The sequence below is a fragment of the Agromyces sp. NPDC058110 genome, assembly GCF_042884735.1.
Taxonomy (GTDB): domain Bacteria; phylum Actinomycetota; class Actinomycetes; order Actinomycetales; family Microbacteriaceae; genus Agromyces.
The window spans coordinates 202,474-228,988 of sequence record NZ_JBHVTI010000006.1; the positions used below are offsets into that span (position 1 = coordinate 202,474).

19 protein-coding genes and 1 pseudogene are annotated in these 26,515 nt (G+C 67.5%); 9 read left to right on the plus strand and 11 right to left on the minus strand.

Features of this window, described 5'->3' with window-relative positions; all coding sequences use genetic code 11:
• Positions 1-5 precede the first annotated feature (5 nt).
• The 5 genes from gyrB to dnaA form a co-directional block, all read right to left on the minus strand.
• The gene (gene gyrB, locus ACFVS8_RS16010) at positions 6-2,021 is read right to left on the minus strand and encodes a DNA topoisomerase (ATP-hydrolyzing) subunit B (RefSeq protein WP_387064366.1); all 2,016 of its coding nucleotides are present in this window, start codon (positions 2,019-2,021) and stop codon (positions 6-8) included.
• Positions 2,022-2,144: 123 nt separating this feature from the next.
• Positions 2,145-2,642, minus strand: coding sequence for a DUF721 domain-containing protein (locus ACFVS8_RS16015; RefSeq protein WP_387064369.1), 498 nt, complete (start codon positions 2,640-2,642; stop codon positions 2,145-2,147).
• Positions 2,635-3,966, minus strand: coding sequence for a DNA replication/repair protein RecF (recF, locus tag ACFVS8_RS16020; protein ID WP_387064372.1), 1,332 nt, complete (start codon positions 3,964-3,966; stop codon positions 2,635-2,637). The genes ACFVS8_RS16015 and recF overlap by 8 nt, the downstream gene beginning before the upstream one ends.
• Positions 3,967-4,149: 183 nt before the next feature.
• A complete protein-coding gene (gene dnaN / locus ACFVS8_RS16025; RefSeq protein WP_387064884.1) occupies positions 4,150-5,298 on the minus strand; it encodes a DNA polymerase III subunit beta in 1,149 nt (382 codons plus the stop codon).
• Between the two features lie 480 nt (positions 5,299-5,778).
• Positions 5,779-7,209: a chromosomal replication initiator protein DnaA gene (gene dnaA, locus ACFVS8_RS16030; RefSeq protein WP_387064375.1), complete on the minus strand. Its 1,431-nt coding sequence runs from the start codon at positions 7,207-7,209 to the stop codon at positions 5,779-5,781.
• A gap of 438 nt (positions 7,210-7,647) precedes the next feature.
• On the opposite strand from dnaA, the gene rpmH reads away from it, so the two are divergent.
• The 8 genes and pseudogenes from rpmH (at position 7,648) to ACFVS8_RS16070 (ending at position 16,406) form a co-directional block, all read left to right on the plus strand.
• The gene (gene rpmH, locus ACFVS8_RS16035) at positions 7,648-7,785 is read left to right on the plus strand and encodes a 50S ribosomal protein L34 (protein ID WP_022889115.1); all 138 of its coding nucleotides are present in this window, start codon (positions 7,648-7,650) and stop codon (positions 7,783-7,785) included.
• 8 nt (positions 7,786-7,793) lie between these two features.
• Entirely contained in the window at positions 7,794-8,237 is a 444-nt protein-coding gene (rnpA, locus tag ACFVS8_RS16040) for a ribonuclease P protein component (RefSeq protein WP_387064378.1), read from the plus strand.
• Positions 8,230-8,520 (plus strand): annotated as a pseudogene (gene yidD, locus ACFVS8_RS16045) (membrane protein insertion efficiency factor YidD); the annotation flags it as partial. The gene rnpA and the pseudogene yidD, both read left to right, overlap by 8 nt.
• Positions 8,521-8,691: 171 nt before the next feature.
• Positions 8,692-9,648 carry a membrane protein insertase YidC gene (yidC, locus tag ACFVS8_RS16050; RefSeq protein WP_387064381.1) on the plus strand — a complete coding sequence of 319 codons (957 nt, stop codon included), beginning with the start codon at positions 8,692-8,694 and terminating at the stop codon, positions 9,646-9,648.
• 2 nt (positions 9,649-9,650) lie between these two features.
• Positions 9,651-10,148, plus strand: a complete 498-nt coding sequence (locus ACFVS8_RS16055) for a protein jag (RefSeq protein WP_387064384.1) — start codon at positions 9,651-9,653, stop codon at positions 10,146-10,148.
• A gap of 17 nt (positions 10,149-10,165) precedes the next feature.
• Positions 10,166-10,837: a 16S rRNA (guanine(527)-N(7))-methyltransferase RsmG gene (rsmG, locus tag ACFVS8_RS16060; RefSeq protein WP_387064386.1), complete on the plus strand. Its 672-nt coding sequence runs from the start codon at positions 10,166-10,168 to the stop codon at positions 10,835-10,837.
• Positions 10,838-14,481: 3,644 nt separating this feature from the next.
• Positions 14,482-15,414: a ParA family protein gene (locus ACFVS8_RS16065; protein WP_387064886.1), complete on the plus strand. Its 933-nt coding sequence runs from the start codon at positions 14,482-14,484 to the stop codon at positions 15,412-15,414.
• A complete protein-coding gene (locus ACFVS8_RS16070; protein ID WP_387064389.1) occupies positions 15,414-16,406 on the plus strand; it encodes a ParB/RepB/Spo0J family partition protein in 993 nt (330 codons plus the stop codon). Before ACFVS8_RS16065 ends, ACFVS8_RS16070 begins: the two co-directional genes overlap by 1 nt.
• Before the next feature lie 124 nt (positions 16,407-16,530).
• On the opposite strand, the gene ACFVS8_RS16075 is transcribed toward ACFVS8_RS16070, so the two are convergent.
• The 6 genes from ACFVS8_RS16075 to ACFVS8_RS16100 form a co-directional block, all read right to left on the minus strand.
• Positions 16,531-17,505 carry a D-alanine--D-alanine ligase gene (locus ACFVS8_RS16075; protein ID WP_387064392.1) on the minus strand — a complete coding sequence of 325 codons (975 nt, stop codon included), beginning with the start codon at positions 17,503-17,505 and terminating at the stop codon, positions 16,531-16,533.
• A 17-nt stretch (positions 17,506-17,522) separates the two neighbouring features.
• Positions 17,523-18,845: a PLP-dependent aminotransferase family protein gene (locus tag ACFVS8_RS16080; RefSeq protein WP_387064395.1), complete on the minus strand. Its 1,323-nt coding sequence runs from the start codon at positions 18,843-18,845 to the stop codon at positions 17,523-17,525.
• Positions 18,846-19,029: 184 nt separating this feature from the next.
• The gene (gene trxA / locus ACFVS8_RS16085; protein ID WP_387064398.1) at positions 19,030-19,353 is read right to left on the minus strand and encodes a thioredoxin; all 324 of its coding nucleotides are present in this window, start codon (positions 19,351-19,353) and stop codon (positions 19,030-19,032) included.
• A gap of 46 nt (positions 19,354-19,399) precedes the next feature.
• The gene (trxB, locus tag ACFVS8_RS16090) at positions 19,400-20,374 is read right to left on the minus strand and encodes a thioredoxin-disulfide reductase (RefSeq protein ID WP_387064401.1); all 975 of its coding nucleotides are present in this window, start codon (positions 20,372-20,374) and stop codon (positions 19,400-19,402) included.
• A gap of 204 nt (positions 20,375-20,578) precedes the next feature.
• Positions 20,579-22,195, minus strand: a complete 1,617-nt coding sequence (gene murJ / locus ACFVS8_RS16095; protein ID WP_387064404.1) for a murein biosynthesis integral membrane protein MurJ — start codon at positions 22,193-22,195, stop codon at positions 20,579-20,581.
• On the minus strand, positions 22,188-24,788 hold the full coding sequence (locus tag ACFVS8_RS16100) for a DUF6049 family protein (protein WP_387064407.1): 2,601 nt from the start codon (positions 24,786-24,788) through the stop codon (positions 22,188-22,190). The genes murJ and ACFVS8_RS16100 overlap by 8 nt, the downstream gene beginning before the upstream one ends.
• A gap of 150 nt (positions 24,789-24,938) precedes the next feature.
• On the opposite strand from ACFVS8_RS16100, the gene ACFVS8_RS16105 reads away from it, so the two are divergent.
• A complete protein-coding gene (locus tag ACFVS8_RS16105) occupies positions 24,939-26,372 on the plus strand; it encodes a CCA tRNA nucleotidyltransferase (RefSeq protein WP_387064410.1) in 1,434 nt (477 codons plus the stop codon).
• Positions 26,373-26,515: the final 143 nt, after the last annotated feature.

Sequence of the window (26,515 nt, forward strand, 5' to 3'; positions counted from 1 at the left end):
TCACGTCAGATGTCAAGGAAACGCACGTCCTTCGCGTTCTTCTGGATGAAGTTGCGGCGGCTCTCGACGTCTTCGCCCATCAGGGTGGAGAAGATCTCGTCGGCGGCTGCCGCGTCGTCCATGGTGACCTGCAGCAGCGTGCGGGTCTCGGGGTTCATCGTGGTCTCCCAGAGCTCCTGGTGGTTCATCTCGCCGAGACCCTTGTAGCGCTGCACGCCGTTGTCCTTCGGGATGCGCCAGCCCCTGGCCTGGCCTTCGACGAGCAGTACGTCGCGCTCCCGGTCGGAGTAGACGTACTCGTGCTCGGCGTTCGTCCACTTGAGGCGGTACAGCGGGGGCTGCGCCAGGTACACGTAGCCGAGCTCGATGAGCGGGCGCATGTAGCGGAACAGGAGGGTGAGCAGCAGCGTGGTGATGTGCTGGCCGTCGACGTCGGCGTCGGCCATGAGCACGATCTTGTGGTACCTGGCCTTCTCGGTGTTGAAGTCCTCGCCGATCCCGGCGCCGAAGGCCGTGATCATGGCCTGCACCTCGGCGTTCGCGAGCGCCCGATCGAGTCGGGCCTTCTCGACGTTGAGGATCTTGCCGCGCAGCGGCAGGATGGCCTGCGTCTCGGGGTTGCGGCCCTGCACGGCGGAGCCGCCGGCCGAGTCGCCCTCGACGATGAAGATCTCGGAGACCGATGGGTCCTTCGACGAGCAGTCCTTGAGCTTGCCCGGCATTCCGCCGGACTCGAGCAGGCCCTTGCGACGGGTCGCCTCGCGCGCCTTGCGGGCGGCGATGCGCGCGGTCGCGGCCTGGATCGCCTTGCGGATGATCTCGCGCGCCTGCGTGGGGTTGCGCTCGAACCAGTCGCCGAGCTGGTCGGCGGTGACCTTCTGCACGAACGACTTCGCCTCGGTGTTGCCGAGCTTGGTCTTGGTCTGGCCCTCGAACTGCGGCTCGCCGAGCTTGACCGAGATGACGGCCGTGAGGCCCTCGCGAACGTCGTCGCCCGAGAGGTTGTCGTCCTTCTCCTTGATGATGTTCTTCTCGCGCGCGTACTTGTTGACGAGCGTCGTCAGCGCGGCGCGGAAGCCCTCTTCGTGCGTGCCGCCCTCGTGCGTGTTGATGGTGTTCGCGTAGGTGTGCACCGACTCGGAGTAGGCGGTGGTCCACTGCATCGCGACCTCGAGCGAGATCTTGCGCTCCGTGTCTTCGGACTCGAACGAGATGATCTCCTCGTTCACGACGTCGGACTTCTTCGAGCGGTTCAGGTACTCGACGTAGTCGACGAGGCCGCGCTCGTAGAAGAAGGTGTCGGCGCGCGGCTGCACCGCGTCGCCCTCGTGCTCCGCGGTGTCTTCGGGCGAGATGTCGCCGTGGCCGGCGCGCTCGTCGGTCAACGTGATGCGGAGCCCCTTGTTGAGGAACGCCATCTGCTGGAAGCGGGTGCGGAGGGTGTCGTAGTCGAACTCGACGGTCTCGAAGATGCCGCCGTCGGGCCAGAACGTGATCGTGGTGCCGGTCTCGCTGCTCTCGCCGACCTGCGCGAGGGGTGCCTGCGGCACGCCGCCGTTGCGGTAGGACTGCGCCCAGACGTGACCGAGTTGACGGACCTCGACCTCGAGGCGCGTCGACAGCGCGTTGACGACCGACGAACCGACGCCGTGCAGGCCGCCCGAGACGGCGTAGGCGCCGCCGCCGAACTTTCCGCCCGCGTGCAGCACCGTGAGCACGACCTCGACGGTCGACTTCTTCTCGGTGGGGTGCATGCCCGTCGGGATGCCACGGCCGTTGTCGACGACGCGCACTGCGCCGTCTTCGAGGATCCTGACGTCGATCGTGTCGGCATAGCCCGCAAGCGCCTCGTCGACGGAGTTGTCGACGATCTCGTAGACGAGGTGGTGGAGTCCTCGTGGCCCGGTCGATCCGATGTACATTCCGGGCCGCTTGCGAACCGCTTCGAGGCCCTCGAGAACCTGGATCGCATCTGCGCCGTATTCGGGCGCGCTCTCGGCCTTGGTCGGTTCCGCTGTCATGGGTGAATCGGGCTCCAAACCGTCGTTCTGGCGACTCTCGATCCTATCAAACGGAGCCGCCGGAACCGCCGGGAAGCGCCGTTCTCAGACGATGTCGCACACGGGGCGACCGAATTTGCCGTCTCAGCCGTAGGTATCGCGTGGACCGCGCCCTGGAATCGATCTGGGGCCCCTTTTCCAGGTGGGGGCGTCCGGCCCTTGGAAGCGGATGCTCTCGACCCCCGCGTCTGGGTACCGGTCGAGGATGCGCGTGACGAGGTCGGCGCGCAGCAGCCGAAGCTGGGTCGCCCATGCCGTCGACTCGCACCTCACCTGGAGCACACCGTGCTCGACGCCGATCGGTTCGGAGTGCTGGGCGATCTCCTCGCCCGCGAGCGTCGACCACGACGCGAGCAGCTCGTGCTGCGAGAGCGGCGCGCTCCATCCGAGCTGCGAGGTGAGTCCGTCGATGGCATCGCCGAGCGGCCGGGGATCGCGCCCCGGCGTGAACGGCTCGCCGCCCGAGCGCTCGCGCACACGACGCCGGGCACGGGCTCCGCCCGTTCGCGGCTGCCCGCCGAACACCTCGCGGAAGTGCTGGTAGACGCGCAGCGGCTCCGACTCGGCAGGCTGCTCAGGCATCGGTCGCTCCCCCGCCGGCCGTCGATCCGGCTTCGGCCTCGGCTTCGGCTTCGGCTTCGGCTTCGGCTTCGGCTTCGGCTTCGGCTTCGGCTTCGGACACGATCGTGCCGTGATCGATGCGGATGACGCGCGCGACGAGATGCTCGGGCACGTCTTCGAGCACGGCCGCCGTGACCAGCACCTGTTCGTATCCGCCGATGGCGGCGGCGAGGCGTTCGCGGCGAGCCCGGTCGAGCTCGGCGAACACGTCGTCGAGCACGAGCACCGGATCGCCGGTCGCGGAGTCGCGGCGCAGGAGCTCGGCCGACGCCAACCGCAGGGCGAGCGCGAACGACCAGGATTCTCCGTGGCTGGCGTACCCCTTGGCCGGCAGGCCGTTCAGCATGAGCAGCACGTCGTCGCGGTGCGGGCCCACGAGCGTCACCCCGCGTTCGAGTTCCTTCGCCCGAAGTGCTCGGAGCGCCTCGGCGAATCGCTGCGCCGTGGCCGACCCGGATGCCGCGACCTGCGCCCCGACATCCGAAGCGGCATCCGAAGCGGCATCCGATGCGGCATCCGATGCGGAGAGTTCGCGCGCGACCGCCGGCTGACCGGCGGGATCACCTGTCTCGGCGTCGGGATCTGCTCCGTCGATCGAGAGCATCGCCCGCAGTCCGGGCGCATGATCGGCGTCGACGATCGAGGCGTACGCGGCAGCGAGCGGCCCGGCGAGCTCGTCGATCAGGCCGACGCGGCGATCGATGATCTCCGAACCGAACTGCACGAGGCGCTCGTCCCAGATGTCGAGGGTCGTGAGCTTGTCCGCCGCGAGACCGCGCGCCCGGGCGCTCTTGAGCAGCGTGTTCCGCTGCCGGAGCACCCGGTCGTAGTCGGCCATCACGCCGGCGAGTCGCGGCGTGCGCTGCACGAGCAGCTCGTCGAGCAGTCGACGGCGCACCGACGGCTCGCCGCGAACGATCGCCAGGTCTTCGGGCGCGAAGAGCACGCTGTGCGCATACCGGGGCAGTTCGCGCGTCTTGGCTGGAGCGCGATTGACCTGCGCGCGATTCGCGCCCTTGCGGTTCAGCTGCAGCTCGAGCAGCAGTTCGCGTTCGGCGTGGGCGAGCATCGCACGCACGATCGCCGCCTCGGCGCCGGCCCTGATGAGCGCCTGGTCGCTCGAGACGCGGTGCGAACCGAGGGTGGCCAGGTAGCCGATCGCCTCGACGAGGTTGGTCTTTCCCTGCCCGTTCCGCCCGACGAAGACCGTCGTGCCCGGGCCGAGCTCGAGCTCGGCACGCGCGTAGTTGCGGTAGTCGGTCAGCGAGAGCCGCACCACGTGCACATCGGCTCCCTTCGACTGAACCCGATCAACGGTACTCGCGGCCGCCGACACCTCCGCACCGCGCCGCGGCGCTCGGGTTCGACCGGCCATGGGAGCACCATGACCATCGCGTCGTGGCCTGCCACCGGCATCCGTCATCGTCCTGATTCCGACAGTTCATGACGGATGCCGCGACGGAACGACTCAGCGCAGCAGGAGGTTCGGCTGCAGGAGGTACCGGTACGTGTCGGCCCCGGCCTGCTCGCGCGAGGTCTGGCTGGTGATGAGCACGGGGCCCGGCTTGTTCGGGTTCTCGGTCTTCGTGAACGAGATGCGCACGAACTCCGAGTTGACCGCGCCGAGACCGTCGAGCAGGAACTGGGGCTTCAGCGACACGACGGTGTCGTCGCCCGTGAGGATCGCGTCGATGCTCTCTTGAGCCTGGGCCTGCTCGCTGCCGATCGCCTCGAGGGTGAGTCCGTCGGCCGAGAACGTGAAGCGCAGGGCCGCCTCCCGCTCGAGCACGAGGGCGACACGGCGGGTCGCCTCGATGAGCTCGCCCGTGTTCATCACCGCGTAGTTGTCGACGGTCTCGGGGAAGAGCCGGCGCACGGGCGGGAAGTTGCCCTTGATGAGCAGGCTCGTCACGGTCTTCTTGTCGGCGCTGAACGCGATGAGCTCGCGGTCGTCACGGCTCGTGATCGACACCGAGATGGTGCCGGAATGGCCGAACGTCTTGCCGACCTCCTGCAGCGTGCGGGCAGGAACGAGCGCGGTGACCGACTCCTCGGATGCCACGGTGCCGCCGTCCCAGTCGATCTCGCGCACCGCCACGCGGTAGCGGTCGGTGGCGACGAGGCCCAGGTTGTTCTCGCGGACCTCGAGCTGCACGCCCGTGATGACCGGGGTCACGTCGTCGCGCGACGCTGCGACCGCGACCTGCGCGACGGCGGCCGCGAACTCCTCGGCCGGCACGACGCCCGACTGCTCGCCGATCTCGGGAATCGAGGGGTACTCCTCGACGGGCATCGAGAGCAGCGTGAAGTTGGCCGATCCGCAGCTGACCGTGATGCGCGACTCCTCGGTCGCGATGCGCACGGGCGCGTTCGGCAGTCGGCCCGCGATCTCGGCGAGGAGGCGGCCGGACACGAGGACGGTGCCGGGCTCCTCGACATCGGCCTGGATCTCGGTCTGCGACGACACCTCGTAGTCGAACGAGGAGAGCACGAGACCGTCGTCGTTCGCCTGGATGAGGACGCCGGACAGGATCGGGAGCGTGGTGCGCTGCGGCAGCAGCTTGACGGCGAACGATACGGCTTCGCTGAAGACGTCGCGATTGACCTGGAACTTCACGGTTCTCCCGTCGTGGAGGTGCTGGATGGCTCCCATGCTATCCGCAGGGCGCACGCCGACGCCGAGCGATTCCGCGGATGGGTGCGCGGAGCGTGCGCCGGCCGCACATGTTGTGGAGCCCTTCGGGATTAACCAGTTCTCTTAACGGTGTTAACCGTTGTGGAAACTGTGGATGGTGTTCGGAGATCCCCGGAACGGTGCCGATCGGGGCCCATCGGATCTGTGCACGGTGTGTGGATTCCGGTGCGGTCGCGGTTCGTCGACTCTGCACGCCGTCTGCAGTTCTCCACAGGCCTGTGCGAAAGGTTCACAGTGTTCAGGCGGTTGCTCGTTAACAATCCACAAGCTGTCCACAGGTGGGGAATCTGTTCCGGATGTTGCTGCCGGTCGCGTTCCGGGCGTGTCCCGCCCCTGCGGCGGGCGTTCGAGCGGTCGCCGAACGGCGCCGGCGTGCGTTCGACGCCGTGCCGCGGCATCCGATCAGCGGTACCGGCTCGTCTGCTTGATGCGCGCGGTCAGCTCGGTGACCTGGTTGTAGATCGAGCGGCGCTCCTTCATGAGCTCCGAGATCTTCTTGTTCGCGTACATCACCGTCGTGTGGTCGCGGTTGCCGAAGAGCTGCCCGATCTTCGGAAGCGACAGGCTCGTGAGTTCGCGGCACAGGTACATCGCGATCTGGCGTGCGGTCGCGACCGCCTGCGAACGGCTCGAGCCGTAGAGGTCGTCGACCGTGAGCTTGAAGTAGTCGGCGGTCGCGGTGATGATGTCGACCGGCGCCACGACGTTGTCGGCGTCGTCGGTGATGAGGTCCTTCAGCACGGTCTGCACCAGGGGCATGTCGACCGGGGTGCGGTTGAGACTGGCGAATGCCGTGACCCGGATGAGCGTGCCCTCGAGCTCGCGGATGTTGCTCGACACCTTCGACGCCATGTACTCGAGGATCTCGTCTGGCACCTGCAGGCGCTCCGACTGCGCCTTCTTGCGGAGGATCGCGATGCGCGTCTCGAGGTCGGGCGCCTGCACATCGGTGATGAGGCCCCACTCGAACCGGCTGCGCATGCGGTCCTCGAAGCCCGTGAGGTGCTTCGGCGGCACGTCGCTCGTGATCACGACCTGCTTGTTGTGGTCGTGCAGCGTGTTGAACGTGTGGAAGAAGGCCTCCTGCGTCTCAGCCTTGCCCTGCAGGAACTGGATGTCGTCGATCAGGAGGATGTCGATATTGCGGTAGCGCTGTTGGAACAGGGAGCCGCGGTTGTTCGCGATCGAGTTGATGAAGTCGTTCGTGAACTCCTCGGAACTCACGTACCGCACCCGGATGCCCGGATACAGGCTCATCGCGTAGTGGCCGATGGCGTGCAGGAGGTGGGTCTTGCCGAGCCCCGAGTCGCCGTAGATGAAGAGGGGGTTGTACGCCTTGGCCGGCGCCTCGGCCACGGCGACCGCCGCGGCGTGCGCGAATCGGTTGGACTGGCCGATGACGAAGCTCTCGAATGCGTACTTCGGATTCAGGCGGGTGTCGCCCGGTCGGTCGGGACTCGTGTTCTCGAACACGGACTGCGGCGAGGCCGGAAGATCAACACGATCCTCCACCGCTGAGAGCGTCACCGGCGACAGCGGCTCCGGTTCGGGAACGCGGGTCTCCTCGAGCTCGGGGTTCACGACGACGTAGAACGAGGTCACAGGCGCCGGCTCCGCGATGACGCTCATGGCCGACAGCAGCGAGACGCGCATGCGCTGGTTCAGCATGGTCGCCGTGAAGTCGTTCGGAACCTCCAGATAGAAGGTGCCGCCCGCGATGCCCTTCGGCTCAACCAGGCTGAGGAAGCCCTGCAGCATCGGCGTGATCGCCGCGTCTTCGGAAAGTCGATCGAGCACGGACGCCCAGGTGTCTCCGACGGGCTGTTCGGTCATCTTTCCCCGCATTCTCGGTGCTCTCGTCATCCGCTCGTCGTCCCCCCGAACGACGGAGCGAGCGGCGCGAGGCGAAGTATTCACAGTGTTATCCACTGGCTGTGGGAAGATTCTGGGCGATGCCCGTGATTCCGCGCCCGAAGCTGGGGATAACTGGTCTCAAACGGTAGCGAAAGTCGGCCCTGCGGACAAATGCCGATCGAGGGATTCAGCATTCTCGGCGTGTCTATCCACAGGCATTCCGAAGGATCGCGGGATACTCTTTCGTTTGCGCTACGCCGATTCGATTCCCGCCCGGTTTGACCATGTGGCCTCGAGGCCGTAGTTTTAATCAGTTGACCCCAGCCCGTTTGGGCACCCAGTTTTCCCGTCACCGCCTGGTTCGGCTCGCGCCGGCCGCTCTGTGAGACGCGGAGATCCGAAAGTCGGAGAAGAAGAATGAGCAAGCGTACGTTCCAGCCGAACAACCGTCGTCGCGCCAAGAAGCACGGCTTCCGCCTTCGCATGCGCACCCGCGCCGGCCGTGCCATCCTCTCGGCACGTCGCGCCAAGGGTCGCACCGAACTCTCGGCATAAGTCGTTCGGTGCTCGCCAAGGGCAATCGCATCACGAGCGCCGATGACTATCGAGTCGTCGTGCGCCGTGGTGCGAAGGTGGCGACCCCGCATACGGTGAGCTACATCCGATCGCGCGTCGCTGAGAGCGACGCGCGTTTCGGGTTCATCGTCTCGAAGAAGGTCGGCACCGCCGTGCGTCGCAACCGTCTGCGCCGCCGCCTCAAGGCAGTCAGTCGTGAGGCGCTCCTCGCCGGCGCGCACGACGTCGACGTCGTGGTGCGCGCCCTTCCCGGAGCCGCCGAGACCACGTGGCCCGAGTTGCGCGCCGAGGTGCTCACTGCGCTGGCCCGCCGCCACGTGTTCGACCCGTCGCGGCTCGAGACCGCAGCTCGCGCAGTCGAACCGTCCCGAGACGCTGCCGGCTCCGCCGTCTCGGTCGATGACCCTGCGAAGACGGTGCGCGATGCGTGACGTCCTGCTCTTCGTCGGGCTCATCCCTCGCAACTTCGGGGTCCTGCTCCTCCGCGGATACCGCGCCGCGATCTCGCCGCTCTACGGCGACGTGTGCCGGTACTACCCCTCCTGCTCCGCATACGGACTGGGATCGGTGCAGCAGCGCGGACTCGTCGTCGGCAGTGCGCTGACGGCCTGGCGCATTCTCCGCTGCAACCCCTGGACGGCCGGCGGTATCGACGACGTCCGCTCGCCCGCTCACGACCGTTACCGCACGACGAAGTTCGGCTGGGTCGTTCCGAAGGGCATGTTCCCCAAGGCCGAGGCGGATGCCGCGGCAGCACGTCTCGCGCACGAGCAGGCGCATCTCGACGTCGAAGCAGACGTCGACTCCCCCGAACTCCACCCGCTCCACGGCGAGCCGGTGCTCATGGCCTCCCCCGCATTGTCCCGAAAGGACTGACCCGCAGCAATGGATATCATCAGCCTGATTCTCTGGCCCATCAAATGGGTCATCGAGCTGATCCTCGTCGCGTTCCACTCCCTGTGGACCTTCGCGGGTCTCGATCCCGACGCGGGTCTCACCTGGATCCTGTCGATCGTCGGCCTCGTGATCGTCGTGCGCGCCGCGCTCATCCCGATCTTCGTGCGCCAGATCAAGAGCCAGCGCCGCATGCTCGAGGTCGCGCCGCAGCTCAAGAAGATCCAGGAGAAGTACAAGGGCAAGAAGGACCAGTTCTCGCGCGAGGCGATGTCGCGCGAGACCATGGAGCTCTACAAGAAGACGGGCACCAACCCGCTCTCCTCCTGCCTTCCCCTCCTGCTCCAGATGCCGATCTTCTTCGGCCTCTTCTCGGTGCTCAACGACGCGCAGCACGACAAGGCCGGCGTCGGCGTCTTCACGCAGGAGCTCGCGAACTCGTTCGCCAACTCCGAGTTCCTCGGCGCTCCGCTGAAGGGCACGTTCATCGGTGCGATGAACGGCGAGTACCCGTGGCAGGTCATGGTCATCGCAGCCACGATGATCGTGCTCATGACTGCGTCGCAGTTCATCACGCAGCTGCAGATCGTGTCGAAGAACATGTCGCCCGAGACCAAGGCGAGCCCGATGTTCCGCCAGCAGCGCATCATGCTCTACCTGCTCCCCCTCGTCTTCGCGTTCTCCGGTGTCGCCTTCCCCATCGGCGTCATGTTCTACTGGCTCGTCTCGAACTTCTGGACCATGGGCCAGCAGTTCCTCGTGATCCGCAACATGCCGACCCCGGGCAGCGAAGCCGCCAAGGCTCGCGAGGCTCGCCTCGCCAAGCGCGGCAAGCTCGTGGTCGAAGACCAGGAGTCGACGACGATCGTCGTCGAAGAGAAGAAGACGACGCAGCGTCAGCAGCCCGTGGGCAAGAACCGCGCGAAGAAGCAGCAGGGTGGAAAGTGACCATGACCGACGTCCAGCACGTGAATGACGAGCGCACCGTTCCGCAGCTCGAAGAAGAAGGCGACATCGCCGCGGACTACATCGAGGAACTCCTCGACATCTGCGACCTCGACGGCGACATCGACATCGACGCCCGCAACGGCCGCGCCTACGTCTCGGTGAACGCCGGCGACGGGGCCAACCTGAACCTGCTCTCGAAGCCCGAGACGGTGACGGCGCTGCAGGAACTCACGCGTCTCGCGGTGCAGACCAAGACTGGTGCCTTCTCGCGCCTCATTCTCGACATCGGCGGTTCGCGCGACGCTCGTCGCGACGAACTGGCGCGTCTCGTGGATCGCGCGGTCGAGCGCATCGAGGCAGGTTCGGCTGAGGCATCGCTGCCCCCGATGTCGTCGTACGAGCGCAAGCTGGTGCACGACCTGGTGGGCGAGCGCGGCTTCCACTCGGCATCCCGCGGCGAGGGCGCAGATCGTCACACCGTCATCACGCGCTCGGCCTGACCGTTTCACGTGAAACGATGACCCCCGATCTGAGCCCCCACGGCGACGGCGCGACGACTGCGGCGCTCGAGGCCGAGCCCGAAGCAGCCGCGGCGGTCTTCGGCGAACAGCTGGAGCTCGGGCGCCGGTTCACCGAGTCTCTCGCCCGTCACGGCGAGGAACTCGGTCTCATCGGCCCGCTCGAACTTCCGCGCCTCTGGACGCGTCACATCGTGAACTCCGGGCTCGTCGCGCCGCTGCTTCGACCGGGTCGGGTCGCGGATGTCGGGTCCGGCGCGGGCCTTCCCGGCATCGTGCTCGCCATCATCCGGCCCGACGTGTCGTTCACGCTGATCGAACCGATGGAACGGCGAGTCGACTGGCTCACCCGTCAGGTCGGCGAACTCGGACTGCAGAACGTGGTCGTCGAGCGCGCCCGCGCCGAGGACTCGGCGTTCAAGCGTCAGTTCGATCAGGTGACCGCTCGAGCGGTGAGTGCCTTGCGCACGTTGATTCCCGTCACCGCTCCCCTGCTCAAGGCGGGCGGAGAGTTCGTGCTGCTCAAGGGAGCCGGCGTCGCCGGTGAGATCGGCGCTGCCGAGAAGGTGTTCCGCAAGTACCGTGTCGTCGATCCTGAGGTCGTCGAGCTCGGCGCGGACCTCGATACCGAGATCACCCGCGTCTTTCGCGCACGGATCGCCGACTCCTAAGACTCGGACAAGAGAACCCCTCTCCTTCGCTCGGTGCGCCTCTCGGTGCGCCGCCCGTTTGGGTTGTCGGGGTGAAGTCCTCTTCGGCCGCGTCTCGAGCGGTCTTCGGCCTTCGGCGTCTGGGTCGTGTTCCTCCGGCCCTCGGTGCCGGGGTCGTGTTGGGTGGGCGGATCGTGTGCGCGGACTTCGGTGAATTGTCAGGCAGGTGCGCGCGGACTGTCGGCTGGGACATGGTTTGGCACCATTCTTCGGGGTCTCGCGGGCAATCGAACATCTGGTCTCCGCAGCCTGAGGTGCTCAAGGAACGACCGTGCTCGCGCCGTAGCTGCCTATGGTCGCGTGCTTCGAGGCAGTGCGCGTGCGTCTGTGTCTGTGCCTGTGCCTGTGCCTGTGCCTGTGCCGGTGCCCGCGTGTGGCTGCGCGTGTCTAGATGCACGTGTGTGTGGCTGCGCGCGTGTGCGGCTGCGACGCGTATCTCTTCCTGCGTGCGTGCTTCCAAGTCGGCGCGCCTCGTGCTTGCGAACGTGAAAGTCGGTGCTTCGTGCGATGCCACCCTTTGCCGGGGGTGCTCACGCGTTGCAGCTCGAGCTGCGAGGCCTCCCTTGATCTGTGCGTGCGGTGTTCATGCTCCGCCGCTTTCTGCCGGCGATCGATGGAGCCGGCGGACTCGTGTGGAGATCTAGTGTGCCGACCTGCTCATCGCACCGGCTCGCTGGCCGGATCACTCACCCAGGCGCGAGACGGACGCGTGCGATGCCACGGCTACGCGGTGTCTGGCAGCGGAGTGCGGGGCCGCCGCTGTGTCTGGGGTGGTCAGGTTCTCACGCACCTCATACCCAGGCAGCTGAGAGGACCAAGCGACCGCCGGTTGTGAATGCTCACCAGCGCCCACGGCGAGTCGACCACAGCTCCGGGGCGCCAAGGCCACGGAGCACCGATCACGGATCACCGACGGTGGAGCACCGATCACGGATCACCGACGGTGGAGCACCGATCACGGATCACCGACGGTGGATTACCGCACCGTACCGATCACCGACGGTGGATTACCGCACCGTACCGATCACCGACGGTGGATTACCGCACCGTACCGATCACCGATCACGGATCCGGGGCCAAAGACCAACCACACCGCACACCTCCACCCCACGCGCCCACAGCTAACGGCCCACGAGTCCAGGGCGTGGGCGCTGGGAGCCCGTGCCGCGGTGGGCTACGAAGAACGGGTTCTGGCCCACGGATTGTCAGTGCGTGTCGCGGCGCAGCCGCCCGCCTTCAGAAGAGCCTGGCTCGGTACTCCCCCGCAAGTTTCACACAAGACAGCTTTAACCCGTACCTGGCCGGCTCCGGTTGTGGAACCACTCGTGCCCCCTGCATCTGCATCTCCAGGGTTCTGTGGATCGGGAGCCATCCCGCTGCACGCGACAGCGGGCCTCTTCGATTCCATGGCGTTTCCCTCCGTCCCCTTCGCGCGAGCGCGGTGGTGATGCGACCGACGAACAACGAATCAAGTCATGGCGAGTGATGTTTCACGTGAAACATGCCTCGCCCGTACGGGTGCGGCGTTTGGGTCGATCGATCGATCGATCGAGCAAGCGAATTCGTCGATCGCGATGTACACACACCTCTCGCCTTGAGCTCGCGCAGCTGACCGTCGGTTGTCTCGCATGAGCCGGCGGGGCGCGGAAACGAGGCCGGTACACCAGATCTTCGCGATGCCGTACAGGATCGGGTTACCACCGACCGAGGTGCTCTGGGGTGTCGAACGGCTGATGTATGAAGACAGATCCGTGGAATCGAGCGGGTGAGATCAGTCTCGCAATTCTCACCAGCTGGATCTGTGGAATCGGCTGGGGTGGCGAGATCAAGGACGTTGGGCGTTGCGTCGGGTTGGTTGGGTCGGACAGGTCGGGTCCGGCAGGTCCCGTCCGGTCGGGTCGGATCCGGTCGGGTCCGGTCGGGTCGCGTCGGTCGATCGATCGATCGATCGACCGACTAGAAATCTCGATGGGATGTGTCGCGAGCACAGCCCTTGTCTCTCCTTCGTTGGCCCACCCCAGAACCGCAGCATTCGTCGCTCCAGATTCTGGCCAGCGAGGGCAAGTGTTTCACGTGAAACGGTGACGAGTCGCATCCGGGCCACTACGCGGCCAATGCGCCGGGCACGTCCGTTGGCGATCGGGGGTCAAGGAAGGTGTGAATCGTCGGAGATCCGTCTTTCCACGTCGGTGCCGACGGTTAAGCTTGACTGTCTGACGCGTCGGAAACGACGCGTCGCACAGAGCGGGGCACCAGGTCGTGGGGAATGACGGATCAGGTTTGGAGAGTGCGGTATGGCGCAGGGTGGAGGACGCGGATGGTTCCATCGGCGTCGATCCCAGCCAGAGCCGGCTTCTCAGAATGAATCGTCCACACCCCCTACGAAGTCGGAACAACCCGTGCCATCATCTTTGGACCCTACGCGTCCGCTGACTTCAGCGGACGGCTCCTCGTTCGCAGTGGGCGCTCCACCGGTTCTGGTCCCAGCCGCTCTCGGTCGTCCTGCCTCGACGACGCAAGGCGAATTGCACGCGTCCACTTCGCAAGGCGACCTGAACGCGAACCTCTTTGCTCCCCCGGCCGCCGTGCCCGCGTCTGCGAACCCGGGAACAACCGCGGGCACGCCTGACCATGTGCAGAGCAGCACGCATGACGAGCCGGCGCCTGCCGTGCATTCGGCGCCGATTGCCGAGCCCGCGCCGACCTCTCAGCCGGCCACGACTTCTCCCCCGGTCACCCGCAATGCTTCATACGATTGGGATGCCGCGACGGCGGCGGCGTTCGCTGATTCCGACGCGCCAGCGCCTGCGCAACCCACCAGTCCGCACGCGACGACTGAATCCGAACGCCTTCTTGAAGACATCATTCGAGAAATCGTCGGTGATGCAGCCGTCGAGACCGTCAGTTCGCTCCACTCCGCCCGTGCAGCGTCGAATCCGACCCCGTCAGAGGCGGAGTCAGAAACTGGGTCAGACAACCTGGCGAGCGCGACTGGCTCTCCAGCGTCGTCATCCGCCCCGACGGTGAGCGACGCCAGCAGCACGAGTGACCGCGAGGTGCACGCGACGGATGCCGAGTCGGACGCACCCCATAGCGTGGATGCAACAGCACCGCAGCTCGCGGTCGCTGACCCCGTCGTTCCCGTTCCCGACCCGACAGCTCTGGCCGGCGAGCGGAAGACTCTCGAATCTGCAACGCCCGAGCCAACGCAGGCCCAGGCTCAGCCGATGGCGATCATCGTCGAGCCCGCTGAGACGATCGCCGAGACCACCGAGAAGTCCGCGGGGCCCGCCGAGAAGTCCGCGGGGCCCGCCGAGACGACCAGCGAGCCGCTCGCGGATCGTGGGCCCGAACCCACGACCGCGTTCGACCACTCCCCCGAGCCGGCGGCACCCGTCGCCGACCCGACTGCCGCATTCATCGACTCCCCCACGCCGCAACAAGACCTGGCGACGAACCAGCCGGCCGACCTCCATGTTTCACGTGAAACGGATGCAGTCGTCGCCGAACCAGCGGTGTCGTTGCAGACCGAGGTTCCAACCCTGCCGCAAGAGCCGGCTGCAGCCGCTCAAGGATCGGCCGCGGCTGCATCTTCGCAGGCGCAGATCTCGCACCAAACGGACGTTTCACGTGAAACGTCATCCGAATACGGAGGAACTCCCCTGGCTGACCAGATTGCCGATGAGACTCGTCGGCGTATCGCTCTCGAAACGGCAGTGCTCCCGCTGCCGGCGACCACCCGCGTCTTCACCATCTCGAACCAGAAGGGCGGCGTCGGCAAGACGACGACCGCGGTGAACCTGGCTGCGGCACTCGCTCGATCGGGTGCCCACGTGCTGGTGGTGGATCTCGATCCCCAGGGCAACGCATCGACCGCGCTCGGCGTCGATCACCGCTCCGACCAGCAGAGCGTGTACGAGGTGCTGGTCGCCGACCTCGAACTCGCCGAGGTCATCCGACCGTCGACCGAGCACGAGCGCCTCGATTGCGTTCCCGCGACCATTCACCTCGCCGGCGCCGAGATCGAACTCGTCTCGCTCGTCGCTCGAGAGCAGCGCCTTCGTCGTGCGATCGACAAGCATCTCGCGAAGATGGAACGCCCATACGACTACGTGTTCATCGACTGCCCGCCCTCGCTCGGTCTTCTCACGATCAATGCGTTCGTGGCTGCGCGCGAGGTGCTCATCCCGATCCAGTGCGAGTACTACGCACTCGAGGGCCTCTCTCAGCTGCTCAGCAACATCGAACTGATCGAGAAGCACCTCAATCCCGAACTGCGACTGTCGACCATTCTGCTGACCATGTACGACTCGCGAACGAACCTCGCACAGCAGGTCGCACAGGAGGTGCGCGACCACTTCCCGGGCCAGACGCTCGAGACGATCATTCCGCGGTCGGTGCGCGTTTCCGAAGCTCCGAGCTACGGCCAGAGCGTCATCAGCTACGACTACTCGTCGTCGGGATCGCTGTCATATCGTGAGGCGGCAGCTGAGATCGCGCAGCGTGCAGCGATCGCAGCTCAGAAGGAAGGAATCTGATGGCCACCAAGCGGACCGGTCTCGGTCGAGGCATCGGCGCTCTCATCCCCTCGACCGACACCCAAGAGGGCGCCGCACGCCCGGTGGATGTCTTCTTCCCAGGTGCGGGCTCCGAGTCCGCTGCCCCGGTCGCTTCCGTGGCCGTGATCGAGCAGGCTGTCGAGTCCGAGCTCCTGACCGTACCTGGGGCGCGGCTCGCCCGGTTGGATCCCGAAGACATCGTGCCCAATGCCGTGCAGCCGCGAAGCGTTTTCGACCCGGATGATCTCGCGGAACTCGTGCACTCGGTGCGGGAGTTCGGCGTGCTTCAGCCGATCGTGGTTCGCCCCCACCCCGAGCAAAACGGCAAGTACGAACTCGTCATGGGCGAGCGTCGACTGCGCGCGACGAAGGCTGCGGGCCTCGACTCGATCCCGGCAGTGATCAAGGACACCGCGAACGAGGACATGCTTCGCGATGCCCTCCTCGAGAACCTGCACCGATCACAGCTCAATCCGCTTGAAGAGGCATCGGCCTACCAGCAGCTCCTCGCTGATTTCGGTATCACGCAAGAGGAGCTCGCTTCCCGCATCGGTCGCTCGCGTCCTCAGATCTCGAACACGCTTCGACTCCTGAAGCTCCCCGAGCCGGTGCAGATCCGCGTCGCGGCCGGCGTGCTCAGCGCCGGACACGCCCGTGCGATCCTCGCCACGGGTGGTGACACGGCCACGATGCAGCGCTTCGCCGACAAGATCGTGAACGAGGAGCTCTCGGTGCGCGCAGCCGAGGCGGCCGCCACCTCCGAGGCGCCCGCCGCATCTCGAGTGAAGCCCGCCGCCGGCAAACGCCAGGACTTTCTCGACGATCTCGCGACCCGCATGGGAGATCGTCTGAACACCCGGGTCCGGATCTCTCTCGGCGCTCGAAAAGGCCAGATCAGCATAGATTTCGCGACGGTCCAGGACCTTCGACGGATTCTGACGGATCTCGGTGAGGATCTCGACGGCGTGTGAATCGCGAGTCGGCTCAGAATCGTTCCTGACGAACTGAAACCGACGAGAAACGGGCACCGGATCCATTCGGATCGGGTGCCCGTTTTCGTGGCGAAGCCTTCGTCCGCGGCCGAGGAGTTTCGATTCAGACCTTCGAGTTCCGCCCGGCGCGAGCGAGCGCGGCCTGCACCAGGCCCGAGTACGTCGTGGCGGCGTCGGTGCCCGAGGCATCGATCGCGAGCGGCACGAGCGAGGTCTCGGTCAGACCCGGCAGCACGTTCGCCTCGAGGAACCATGGCACGCCGGCACCGTCGACGATGAAGTCGACGCGCGAAAGATCGCGAAGGCCCAGCGTGAGGTGGGCATGGATGGCCGCTGCGGCCACCGTCTCGATGGCTGCCGTGTCGAGACGCGAGGGCGCGTAGAAGGTGGTCTCCCCTGCGTTGTACCGCGCCTGAAAACTGTAGATGCCGGTCGTCGGTTCGATCTCGACCGGAGTCAGGGCGACAGGGCCGTCGCCGGTGTCGATGACGCCGACCGCGATCTCGGTGCCCACGATGCGTCGCTCGATCACGACGACATCGGAGTACGTGAAGGCATCGACCATGGCGCGCGGAAGGTCGTTCGGGTCGGTGACGATGCCGACCCCTTGCGCCGAGCCGCCCATCGCGGGCTTGACGACGAGATCGCCGGGAAGCGCGTCGCGAACGACGCGCAGCACGCCGGCGGCACCGAGCTCGCGGAACGACTCGTGGGAGAGCACGATCGACTCGGGAACCGACGCGCCCGACGCGCCGAGGAGCGAGCTCGCGACCGGCTTCGACCACGCACGTCGTGCTGCGGCCGCACTGGATCCGACGGTCGGGATACCGATGGCGTCGAGCAGGCCGAGCAGCGAGCCGTCTTCACCGCTCGAGCCGTGCAGAGCAGGGAAGACGACATCGGGCCGCTCCTCGACGAGGAACGGCAGCAGACCGGCATCCGGATCGCGGAGCACGACACGGTGGCCGGCCGCGACGAGCGCGTCGGCGACCCGTCGCCCTGACCGAAGAGAGACGTCGCGTTCGTGGGAGATGCCACCCGCGAGGACGACGACGTACAGCCCGCTGGAATCGCTCATGATCTGGGGTTTCTCCACTACTTGAGGTCGGTCGGGGGTGCCAGCTCGATGCCGGGCCGGGTTGGGGATTGCAGTGGGCCGGTGCCCGCGAAGGTATCGAGCAGGTCGAGCTCGCCGTTGACGACGGTCGCCAGACGACGGATGCCGACCCGGATCGCCTCGGGGGTCGGGTAGCAGAAGGAGAGGCGCATGGCGTGGCGGCCTCGACCGTCTGCGAAGAAGGCCGTGCCGGGCGTGTACGCGACCAGTTCCTTCACGGCGCGCGGAAGCATCTGCTTCGAGTCGAGCACGTCTGGCATCGTGACCCAGACGTAGAATCCGCCGTTCGGGTTGGTCCAGGACAACTGTGGCAGGTGCTCCCCCAGTGCCTCGATCATGGCGTCCTTGCGCTCCCGGTACACGCCTCGGAAGGTGTCGATCTGTGCGCGCCAGTCGGCCGTCGAGAGGTACTCCGAGACGACGAGTTGACTGAAAGAGCTCGGCGAGAGGATCGCCGACTCCGCCGCAAGAATGAGCTTCTCGCGGATCGCGTGCGGAGCGAGAGCCCAGCCGACACGGAAGCCGGGGGCGAGCGTCTTCGAGAAGGAGCCGAGGTAGATGACCCCGTCTGGATCAAGAGACCGGAGGGCGTTCGGCACGGGCTCGTCGAAGTGCAGGAGGCCGTATGGGTTGTCTTCGAGGATCAGGATCTCGTTCGATCGGCAGATCTCGAGGATCTCCGGCCGACGCTCCGCTGAGAGGGTGACGCCCGCGGGATTGTGGAAGTTCGGGATCGTGTAGAGGAACTTGATCCGGCGGCCCTGGCCGCGAAGGTGCGCGATGGTCTGGCGGAGGGCCTCGGGAATGAGCCCGTGCTCGTCCATCGCGACGTGGACGACACTCGCCTGATACGACCGGAAGACCCCGAGGGCGCCCACATAGCTCGGTGCTTCGGCGAGGATGACATCGCCCGGGTCGATGAACAGCTTGGTCACGAGATCGAGGGCCTGCTGGGAGCCCGTCGTCGTCACGACGTTGTCGACGGAACCCTGGATGCCCTCGAGTGCCATGACGTCGAGGATGTGCTCACGCAGGGCGGGAATTCCCTGACCAGAGCCGTATTGCAGGGCTGTCGGCCCGTTCTCGCGCATGACGCGGTCCATCGACGACATGATGAGGTCCTGCGGCAGCGCCGACACGAACGGCATGCCGCCGGCGAGCGAGACGACCTCGGGCCGAGAGGCGACGGCGAACAGGGCTCGGACCTCGGAGGCGGCCAGGCCGGCGGCTCGCTCGGCGTAGTTCGCGTACCACGGGTCGAGGTTGTTGCCGGTCCGCTGGGGGACGCCGTCAGAGGTCACGAGGGTTCATCCGTTCTGTTCGGGGATCGTTCCATGCTAATTGGCATGAGCGGGCGTGCCCGCCCCATGTCACTGCGCGAAGCAGGCCAGATCGGATGCCGTGGCATCCGCGAGGTGCTCCGGAGATGCGAAAGACCCGCCCGGCTGATGCCGGGCGGGTCTCGAAGCGTTGCGAGGCGGCCGACTACGCGATGTAGGCGGCGAGGTCGGCCTCAAGGGCGGGCTTCGGCTTGGCGCCGATGACGGTCTTGACGACCTCGCCCTTCTCGAAGACCTTGAACGCGGGGATCGCGGTGATCTGGTACTTCATCGCGAGCTGCGGGTTCTCGTCGACGTTGAGCTTGACGATGTCGAGCTTGTCGGCGTGCTCGGAGGCGATCTGGTCGAGGATCGGGCTCACCGCGCGACACGGGCCGCACCACTCGGCCCAGAAGTCGACGAGAACGGCCTTCTCGTTGTTGAGGACCTCCTGCTCGAAGGTCGCCTCGGTCACAGCACGTGCAGTCATGTGGATCTCTCCTTGATGAGGGGTTCTGACGATGAGGATGTCGGGGTCAGTCGACCGAGACGAATTCGTTCTCGAGCAGCGCCTCGGCGGCGTTCTCGTTGCCGAGTGCGGCGAGGAAGTGCTCGGCGTCGAGCGCGGCGACCGTGCCCGAGCCCGCGGCGGTGATGGCCTGGCGGTAGTGCGGGTCGATGACGTCGCCGGCGGCGAACACGCCTTCGATCGAGGTCTTCGAGGTGCGGCCGTCGACCCAGATCGTGCCCTCGGGAGTGAGGTCGAGCTTGCCGTGCACCAAGTGCGTGCGCGGGTCGTTGCCGATCGCGACGAAGAGGCCGTCGAGCTCGAGCAGGCGCTCTTCGCCGGTGACGGTGTCGCGCAGGGTGACGCCGGTCACGGCAGCCTCGCCCTGGATCGCGGCGACCTCGGAGTTCCAGACGAACTCGATCTTCTCGTTGTCGACGGCGCGCTGCTGCATGATCTTCGACGCCTTGAGCGAGTCACGGCGGTGGATCACGTAGACCTTGTCGGCGAAGCGCGTGAGGAACGTCGCCTCCTCCATGGCCGAGTCGCCGCCGCCGACGACGGCGATCGTCTTCTGGCGGAAGAAGAACCCGTCGCACGTCGCGCACCACGAGAGGCCGTGACCCGACAGGGTCTCCTCTTCGGGCAGGCCGAGCTTGCGGTAGGCGGAGCCGGTCGCGTAGATGAGCGCGGCGGCCTCGTGGGTCTCGCCGTTGCCGAGGGTGACGCGCTTGACGGGGCCGTCGATGTCGAGCGACACGACGTCGTCGTAGACCACCTCGGTGCCGAAGCGCTCGGCCTGCGCCTGCAACTTGCCCATGAGGTCGGGGCCCATGATGCCTTCGGGGAAGCCGGGGAAGTTCTCGACCTCGGTCGTGTTCATCAACTCGCCGCCGATCTCGACCGAGCTCGCGATGAGCAGGGGCTTGAGTTCTGCGCGGGCCGCGTAGATCGCCGCGGTGAAGCCCGCGGGACCTGAGCCGATGATGATGATGTCGCGCAAGGAAGCTCCTGTCGTCGTTCTGCGGTTCGTGTCATCCGCATCGATGGATTCGATCGGAGGCACCGACATGGTCAACACAGTCTAGGCGTCGCGTATTCCGACGCCCGAGTCGCACGCGGTATGTGACGGATGCCGCGGCTCACCGCGTTTCCCACGGGGTCATGGGCGGGGCGACCGGTGGGCTTCGCCGCAGCTCGCTGCCTCTCAGCGACGTCGGAGTCGTGCGAGCACGGGCTCCGCGAAACCGCGGAACTCGGGCGAACGCAGCAGCCACAGCCCACCGAAGTAGAGGCCCGACATGACGACACCGATGATGATCATCGAGATGATGGCACCCGCACGACTCGAGACGGCGTAACCACCATCGGTAGTTCCGCCGAGCGCGACGAGCAGCACGAGGCCAGCAGCGACGGGGAGCACCAACGCGAGCAGCGAGCGACCGACGGCGACTGCGATGCGACGCCCGTCGAGCGTCGCGAGTCGGCGGCGCAGCAGCACGGTCGCGAGCGTGAACTGCGCGAGCACGGCGATCGTGGTCGCGATGGCGACGCCGACACCGATCCACTCGCGGGGCAGCAGGAGGCACGCGAAGGCCGCGGCCGAGAACACGATCACCTGGAACAGCGTGAAGAAGAACGGCGTGCGGGTGTCGTTCAGCGCGTAGAACGTGCGCTGCACGACGAACAGCAGGCTGAACGCAACGAGGCCGATCGCGAGCGCGATCAGGATGTTACCGATGGCGGATGCCGCGGCGAAGCCGGTCTGGAACACCGCGCCGAACGGGTACGCCACCACGATGAGTCCGGCTGCGGCGAGCATGAGGATGACCAGTACGCCGCGGACGGCACTCGAGAAGTCCTCGCGGACCCCATCGATCCGCTCCACCGCCGCATGCTCGCTCATGCGGGTGAAGTACGCGGTTGCGATCGACACCGTGATCACGGAGTGCGGCAGCATGAAGACGAGCCACGCGGTGTCGAATGCCGCGACCGATGCGCCGTGGTTCGAGGCGACGACGAGCACCCGGGTTTGCACGATGCCCGCGAGCGTGGTGAGCAGCAGCATGCCGAAGGTCCATCCGGCCAACCTGCCCGCGGTGCGCAGGCCCACACCGCGCCATGCGAAGTCGGGCTTGAATCGCAGCCCGATGCGGCGCCAGAACCAGAAGAGCACGACCGCCTGCGCCACGATGCCGAGGGTCGCGGACCCGGCGAGCAGGGCGACCATGCCGGGTGTCCAGTCGGCGACCGTTCGAGCGCCGTCGGGATCGAAGCCGAATGCGATTCCGAACACCACGAGGCCGGCGATCGCGACGATGTTGTTGAGCACCGGAACCCAGGTGAACGGGCCGAAGCTCCGGCGCGCGTTCAGCACCTCGCCGAGCAGCGTGTAGAGCCCGTAGAAGAAGATCTGGGGCATGCACCACCAGGCGAAGGCGATCGCTAGCGGGAGGAGTTCGTCGTTCGAGCCCGCGTAGAGCGAGGTGAGGAGCGGCGCCGCGGCTGTCGCGACGACGGTCGCACCGAGCAGGATCACCATCGAGAGCGTGAGGAGCTTGTTGATGTACCCGCTTCCGCCGTCGGCGTGCGCGGATGCGCGAACGATCTGCGGCACGAGCACAGCGCTCAGCACACCGCCCGCGACGATGACGTACACCGTGTTCGGCAGGCCGTTCGCGACCGCGAAGGCGTCGGCGCTGACCGAGCCCACGACGCCGATCGTGCCGGCGAGCACGATCGCCTTCACGAAGCCGAGCACGCGCGAGACCAGGGTGCCGGAGGCGAGGAACAGGCTCGCGCGCCCGATGCGGTCGTCAGTCATCGCGTCGTTCGCTCGATTCGTCGGGTTCGGGAGCGTCATCGTTCTCGGGGTTGTCGGGGTTCTCGGGGTTCTCGGGGTTCTCGGGGCGCTCGGTCGCTGAGGCATCCGAGAGCCCGCCATGCTCCGCTGAGGCATCCGATCGGTCGCCGTCTGCGGACGAGGCTGCCGCGGGAGCTGGATCGTCGGTAACGCCCTCAGGGGACGCCTCGGTGGCCGGGATGTCGGAGTCGGCGTCTGGGGTGTCGGCGCCCGGGACGGCGGTGTCGGTTTCGACGACAGTGTCGGCCGCCGCCGCCGCCGCAGCCTCGGCCGCGCGCGAACGACGACGCCGGCGGATGTTGCGCCACAGCCCGATGCCGAACACGAGGATCAGGATGCCGGCGAGGAACGCCGCGCCGAGGCCCTCCCAGTCGGCGCGGACGTCGGCCGTGATCATCACCGTGGAGCCGACCGAGACTCCGGTGGCCGAGCGGAGCGACACGGCGAGGCGCACCTCGCCGTTGCCGACGCCCGCCGCGACCGGAACGCTCACGGTGTTGCGCGACTCGGGCTCGACGGCGACCTGCACGGGCTCATCGACGACGAGTCGTCCGTTCGAGGGCTCGACCACGACCTCGACCGTGACCGGGAACACGGAGGCGTTCTGCACGGTGATCGGGATTCCGGTCTCGCTCGCGACGACCAGCACCGTGCTGCTCGGCACCACGGAGACGGAGTCGACGACCTCGCGCTGCGCGGTCAGCCAGTCCGACGAGGCGCTGCTCCACTCGACGGAACGGTCGAGCCAGCCGACGTCGAGGAGGGCGAGCAGGTCGCGACGAACCGGTGCGGTGAGGTCGGTCGGTTCGTCGAGCACCGACGCGAACGCGTCGACGTCGGTCTCGACCTCGACCATGTCGGAGGCCAGGGAGCGGCGCGGCTCGGTCTCGCCGGAGTCGACCAGCGTTCGAGCCGTCGGCGGCGCCCCGATGGCCTGTGCGAGCCCGGTGAGGGTGACGAACTGGCTGGTCGCGAGTTCGTCGATCAGGTCGCCCACGCGATCGGAGACCTGGCCGCCCTGCCGACCGAACGTCGCGAGCAACGGCGCACCTGACGAGTTCGAGCCGGTCGAGGCCGAGTCGAGTGCGGCGCGCGCGAGCACTTCGCCTGCTGCGTCGCGCACCTCGAGATCGGTCTCCGCGGTGGTGGCGGCGCGGAGGGCATCAGTGATCTCGGGATCGGAGACGATCGCCGTGCCGCCGTCGACGAGGGCCGAGGCACGGGCCCCCGCGAGCGGGGCGACGTTCGACGCGTCGAGCACCGTGGTCGTCAGGCCCGCGGAGTTGAAGAACGCGAGGTTGCCCGAGGTGACCGTGGTGTCGCCGGGCCACGCGATGTCGGTGCGCGTATAGGGCCAGTCGAGCAGTTCTTCGGTGCTCGGCACGGCCGGAGCGCCCTCGGTCGGTGTCGGTGTGGGGCTCGGCGTGGGCTCCGGTGCGCCGGCCTGGGCGTCGTCGACGCCGGTGCCCTGCTCGGTCGTCGGCTCGGCGACGAAGTCGTCGGGGTCGAGCACGTCGGCGAATGACGTGGGCTGGAGCGGTGCGGACAGGCCGATCTGCGCCTGCAGTGCCAGGTCGGCGTCGGCGTACGCGAGCGGGAAGGTCTCGTTCGGCACCGCCGAGAGACGGTCGAGCCAGTCGACGGCGCTCTGCGGCGCCGACGTGCCGAGCACGCGGATTGAGGCGATGATGCGGGGGTCGACGCCGATCGCCACCTGGCGGCCGTCGAGTGCGTCGAGCTGACGTGTGAGGAGGCCCTCGGGAGACGTCCACGTCTCGAGGTCGTCGCTGTCGATGAGGCCGGAGGATGTCGCGGGCACCGTGATCGGCGCCGCCATCGCCAGCGGCGTGCCCGCCGTGGGGACCGCCGTGTTCGCGAACGACGCGGTGCCGGTCGAGGCCACGGTCTCGCCGTCGACCAGCTCGGCGCCGAGGCCGATGACAGGCGAGTCGGCGAGGTCGGCGAACGCCGACGACGGAACCGTGAACGAGACCTGGGTGACGCCGCCCGCCGCGAGCGTGCGCGACGGCGCTTCGCCGAGCGCGACGCTGCCGGCGCCGAAGCCCGTACCCGCGCTCGGTGCGGCGAGCCATGCGTCGAGCTCGGCGTCGTTGTCGATCGAGGTCGACGCCCGCACCAGCCGCACGGTTCCGGCGGAGACCATCGCGGCGCTGCGGTTCTCGAGCTCGACGGTGATGGTCACCGGGGTGTTCGCATCGCCGATCGAGAAGGTGGAGCTGAGGGTCGGTGCGATGCTCAGCACCACGCCCTCCACCCCGCCCTCGGGGTCGACCGCGTGCAGCATGGAGGTGCTGCTCGCGGCCTCCGCGCCGGACGCGGCTTCGGGGTCGCCGGCGTTCTCGGTGCCGAACAGCACGTCTTGGATGCCGCGCACCGGCCCCGAGGCGTCGGTGGCCGCGCTGAGCGGCAGGAGCGCCAGGGTCGCGGCCGCGAGGCAGGCGCCGGTGATGAGCAGGGCACGGCGCGTGCCCGTCGCGGCGGTGGATCCGACTCGCCTGCGGGCGCGACGACGCGCAGCATTCGAGTCGGCCATGCAGGGATTCTACGGCGTGGCTGCCCGCCGCTTGTGCGTATGTGCACAGCTACGGCGAAGTGCTCGCGGCCTCGCCCCGGCGGGCCGCGCAGGCGTGCGCGCCGGAAGCGCGGGCGGCCCGAGGCATCCGTCCCGCTTAATATGGACGTCATGCAGAGTGTCGCGGCGGCCCTCGACCGGCTGGGCGAGCTGGCGGCTTCGCCGACGGTCTCGAAGCTCGCCACGGCGTTCGAGCGGGCCGGGTTCGAGTTGGCGCTCGTCGGCGGCCCGGTTCGCGACGCGTTCCTCGGTCGCCCGGTCAACGACCTCGACTTCACCACCGACGCCACGCCCGACGAGATCCTCGCGGTCGTGAAGCCCATCGCCGAGGCGCACTGGGACATCGGGCGCGCGTTCGGCACGATCGGCGCGAAGATCGCCGGCGAGCAGGTCGAGATCACGACCTACCGCGCCGACGCCTACGACGGCGAGTCGCGCAAGCCCGAGGTGGTCTTCGGCGACAGCCTCGAGGGCGACCTGGTGCGCCGCGACTTCACGGTGAACTCGCTCGCGCTGCGCCTGCCGAAGCTCGAGCTCGTCGATCCGACGGGCGGCGTCGAGGACCTGCTCGCGCAGACGCTGCGCACCTCTGCCGCGCCCGAGCGCTCGTTCGGCGACGACCCGCTGCGCATGCTGCGCGCGGCACGGTTCTCGGCCCAGCTCGGGTTCGACGTCGAAGCGGGCACGCGCGCTGCGCTCTCGGACCTCGCCCCCGCGATCGACCGCATCTCGGCCGAGCGGGTGCGCGACGAGCTCTCGAAGCTGCTGCTGACGTCGTCGCCCCGCGGCGGCATCCGTCTGCTCGTGGAGTCGGGGCTCGCCGAGCGCGTGCTGCCCGAGGTGCCCGCCCTTCGCCTCGAGGTCGACGAGCACCACCACCACAAGGACGTGTACGAGCACTCGCTGACCGTGCTCGACCAGGCGATCGACTACGAGGTCTCGCGCGGCAACCTCGACTCCCCCGACCTCGTCGTGCGCCTCGCGGCGCTGCTGCACGACATCGGCAAGCCGAACACGCGTCGGCTCGAGTCGGGCGGGGCCGTCTCGTTCCACCACCACGATGTCGTGGGCGCGAAGCTCGCGAAGAAGCGCCTTCGCGCGCTGCGCTTCGACAACGACACGATCGACGCCGTCTCGCGCCTCATCGAGCTGCACCTGCGGTTCTTCGGCTATGCGGATGCCGCGTGGACCGACTCGGCCGTGCGCCGCTACGTGCGCGACGCGGGCGACCAGCTCGAGCGCCTGCACATCCTCACGAGGGCGGATGTCACGACGCGCAACCGCCGCAAGGCCGACCGCCTCGGATTCGCGTACGACGACCTCGAGGAGCGCATCGCCGTGCTCGCCGAGGAGGAGGAACTGGCAGCAGTGCGCCCCGAGCTCGACGGCCAGCAGATCATGGCCCTGCTCGGCGTGAAGCCGGGGCCCGTCGTCGGGCAGGCCTACAAGTACCTGCTCGACGTGCGCCTCGACGAGGGCCCCATCGGTGCGGATGCCGCGGCCGACCGCCTGCGGGCCTGGTGGGCCGAGCGCGGCGAGGCCTGAGGTCGACCCGACCGGTGGCCGCAGCGGGCGGCATGGCGACCGAATGGCGCCTGCGCGCGGCATCCGTTAGACTGTCAAGGTTGCCCGTGCGCCTCGAATGTGAGGCCTCCTCGGGTGACGTATGCACAACCCTCCTGCTGCAG

Excerpts from the sequence above, each read along its gene's own strand:
- gyrB (WP_387064366.1), bottom strand. The coding sequence starts at position 2,021 with ATGACAGCGGAACCGACCAAGGCCGAGAGCGCGCCCGAATACGGCGCA.
- ACFVS8_RS16015 (WP_387064369.1), bottom strand. The coding sequence starts at position 2,642 with ATGCCTGAGCAGCCTGCCGAGTCGGAGCCGCTGCGCGTCTACCAGCAC.
- dnaA (WP_387064375.1), bottom strand. The coding sequence starts at position 7,209 with ATGACCGAACAGCCCGTCGGAGACACCTGGGCGTCCGTGCTCGATCGA.
- rpmH (WP_022889115.1), top strand. The coding sequence starts at position 7,648 with ATGAGCAAGCGTACGTTCCAGCCGAACAACCGTCGTCGCGCCAAGAAG.
- yidC (WP_387064381.1), top strand. The coding sequence starts at position 8,692 with ATGGATATCATCAGCCTGATTCTCTGGCCCATCAAATGGGTCATCGAG.
- ACFVS8_RS16055 (WP_387064384.1), top strand. The coding sequence starts at position 9,651 with ATGACCGACGTCCAGCACGTGAATGACGAGCGCACCGTTCCGCAGCTC.
- rsmG (WP_387064386.1), top strand. The coding sequence starts at position 10,166 with ATGACCCCCGATCTGAGCCCCCACGGCGACGGCGCGACGACTGCGGCG.
- ACFVS8_RS16070 (WP_387064389.1), top strand. The coding sequence starts at position 15,414 with ATGGCCACCAAGCGGACCGGTCTCGGTCGAGGCATCGGCGCTCTCATC.
- ACFVS8_RS16075 (WP_387064392.1), bottom strand. The coding sequence starts at position 17,505 with ATGAGCGATTCCAGCGGGCTGTACGTCGTCGTCCTCGCGGGTGGCATC.
- trxA (WP_387064398.1), bottom strand. The coding sequence starts at position 19,353 with ATGACTGCACGTGCTGTGACCGAGGCGACCTTCGAGCAGGAGGTCCTC.
- murJ (WP_387064404.1), bottom strand. The coding sequence starts at position 22,195 with ATGACTGACGACCGCATCGGGCGCGCGAGCCTGTTCCTCGCCTCCGGC.
- ACFVS8_RS16100 (WP_387064407.1), bottom strand. The coding sequence starts at position 24,788 with ATGGCCGACTCGAATGCTGCGCGTCGTCGCGCCCGCAGGCGAGTCGGA.
- ACFVS8_RS16105 (WP_387064410.1), top strand. The coding sequence starts at position 24,939 with ATGCAGAGTGTCGCGGCGGCCCTCGACCGGCTGGGCGAGCTGGCGGCT.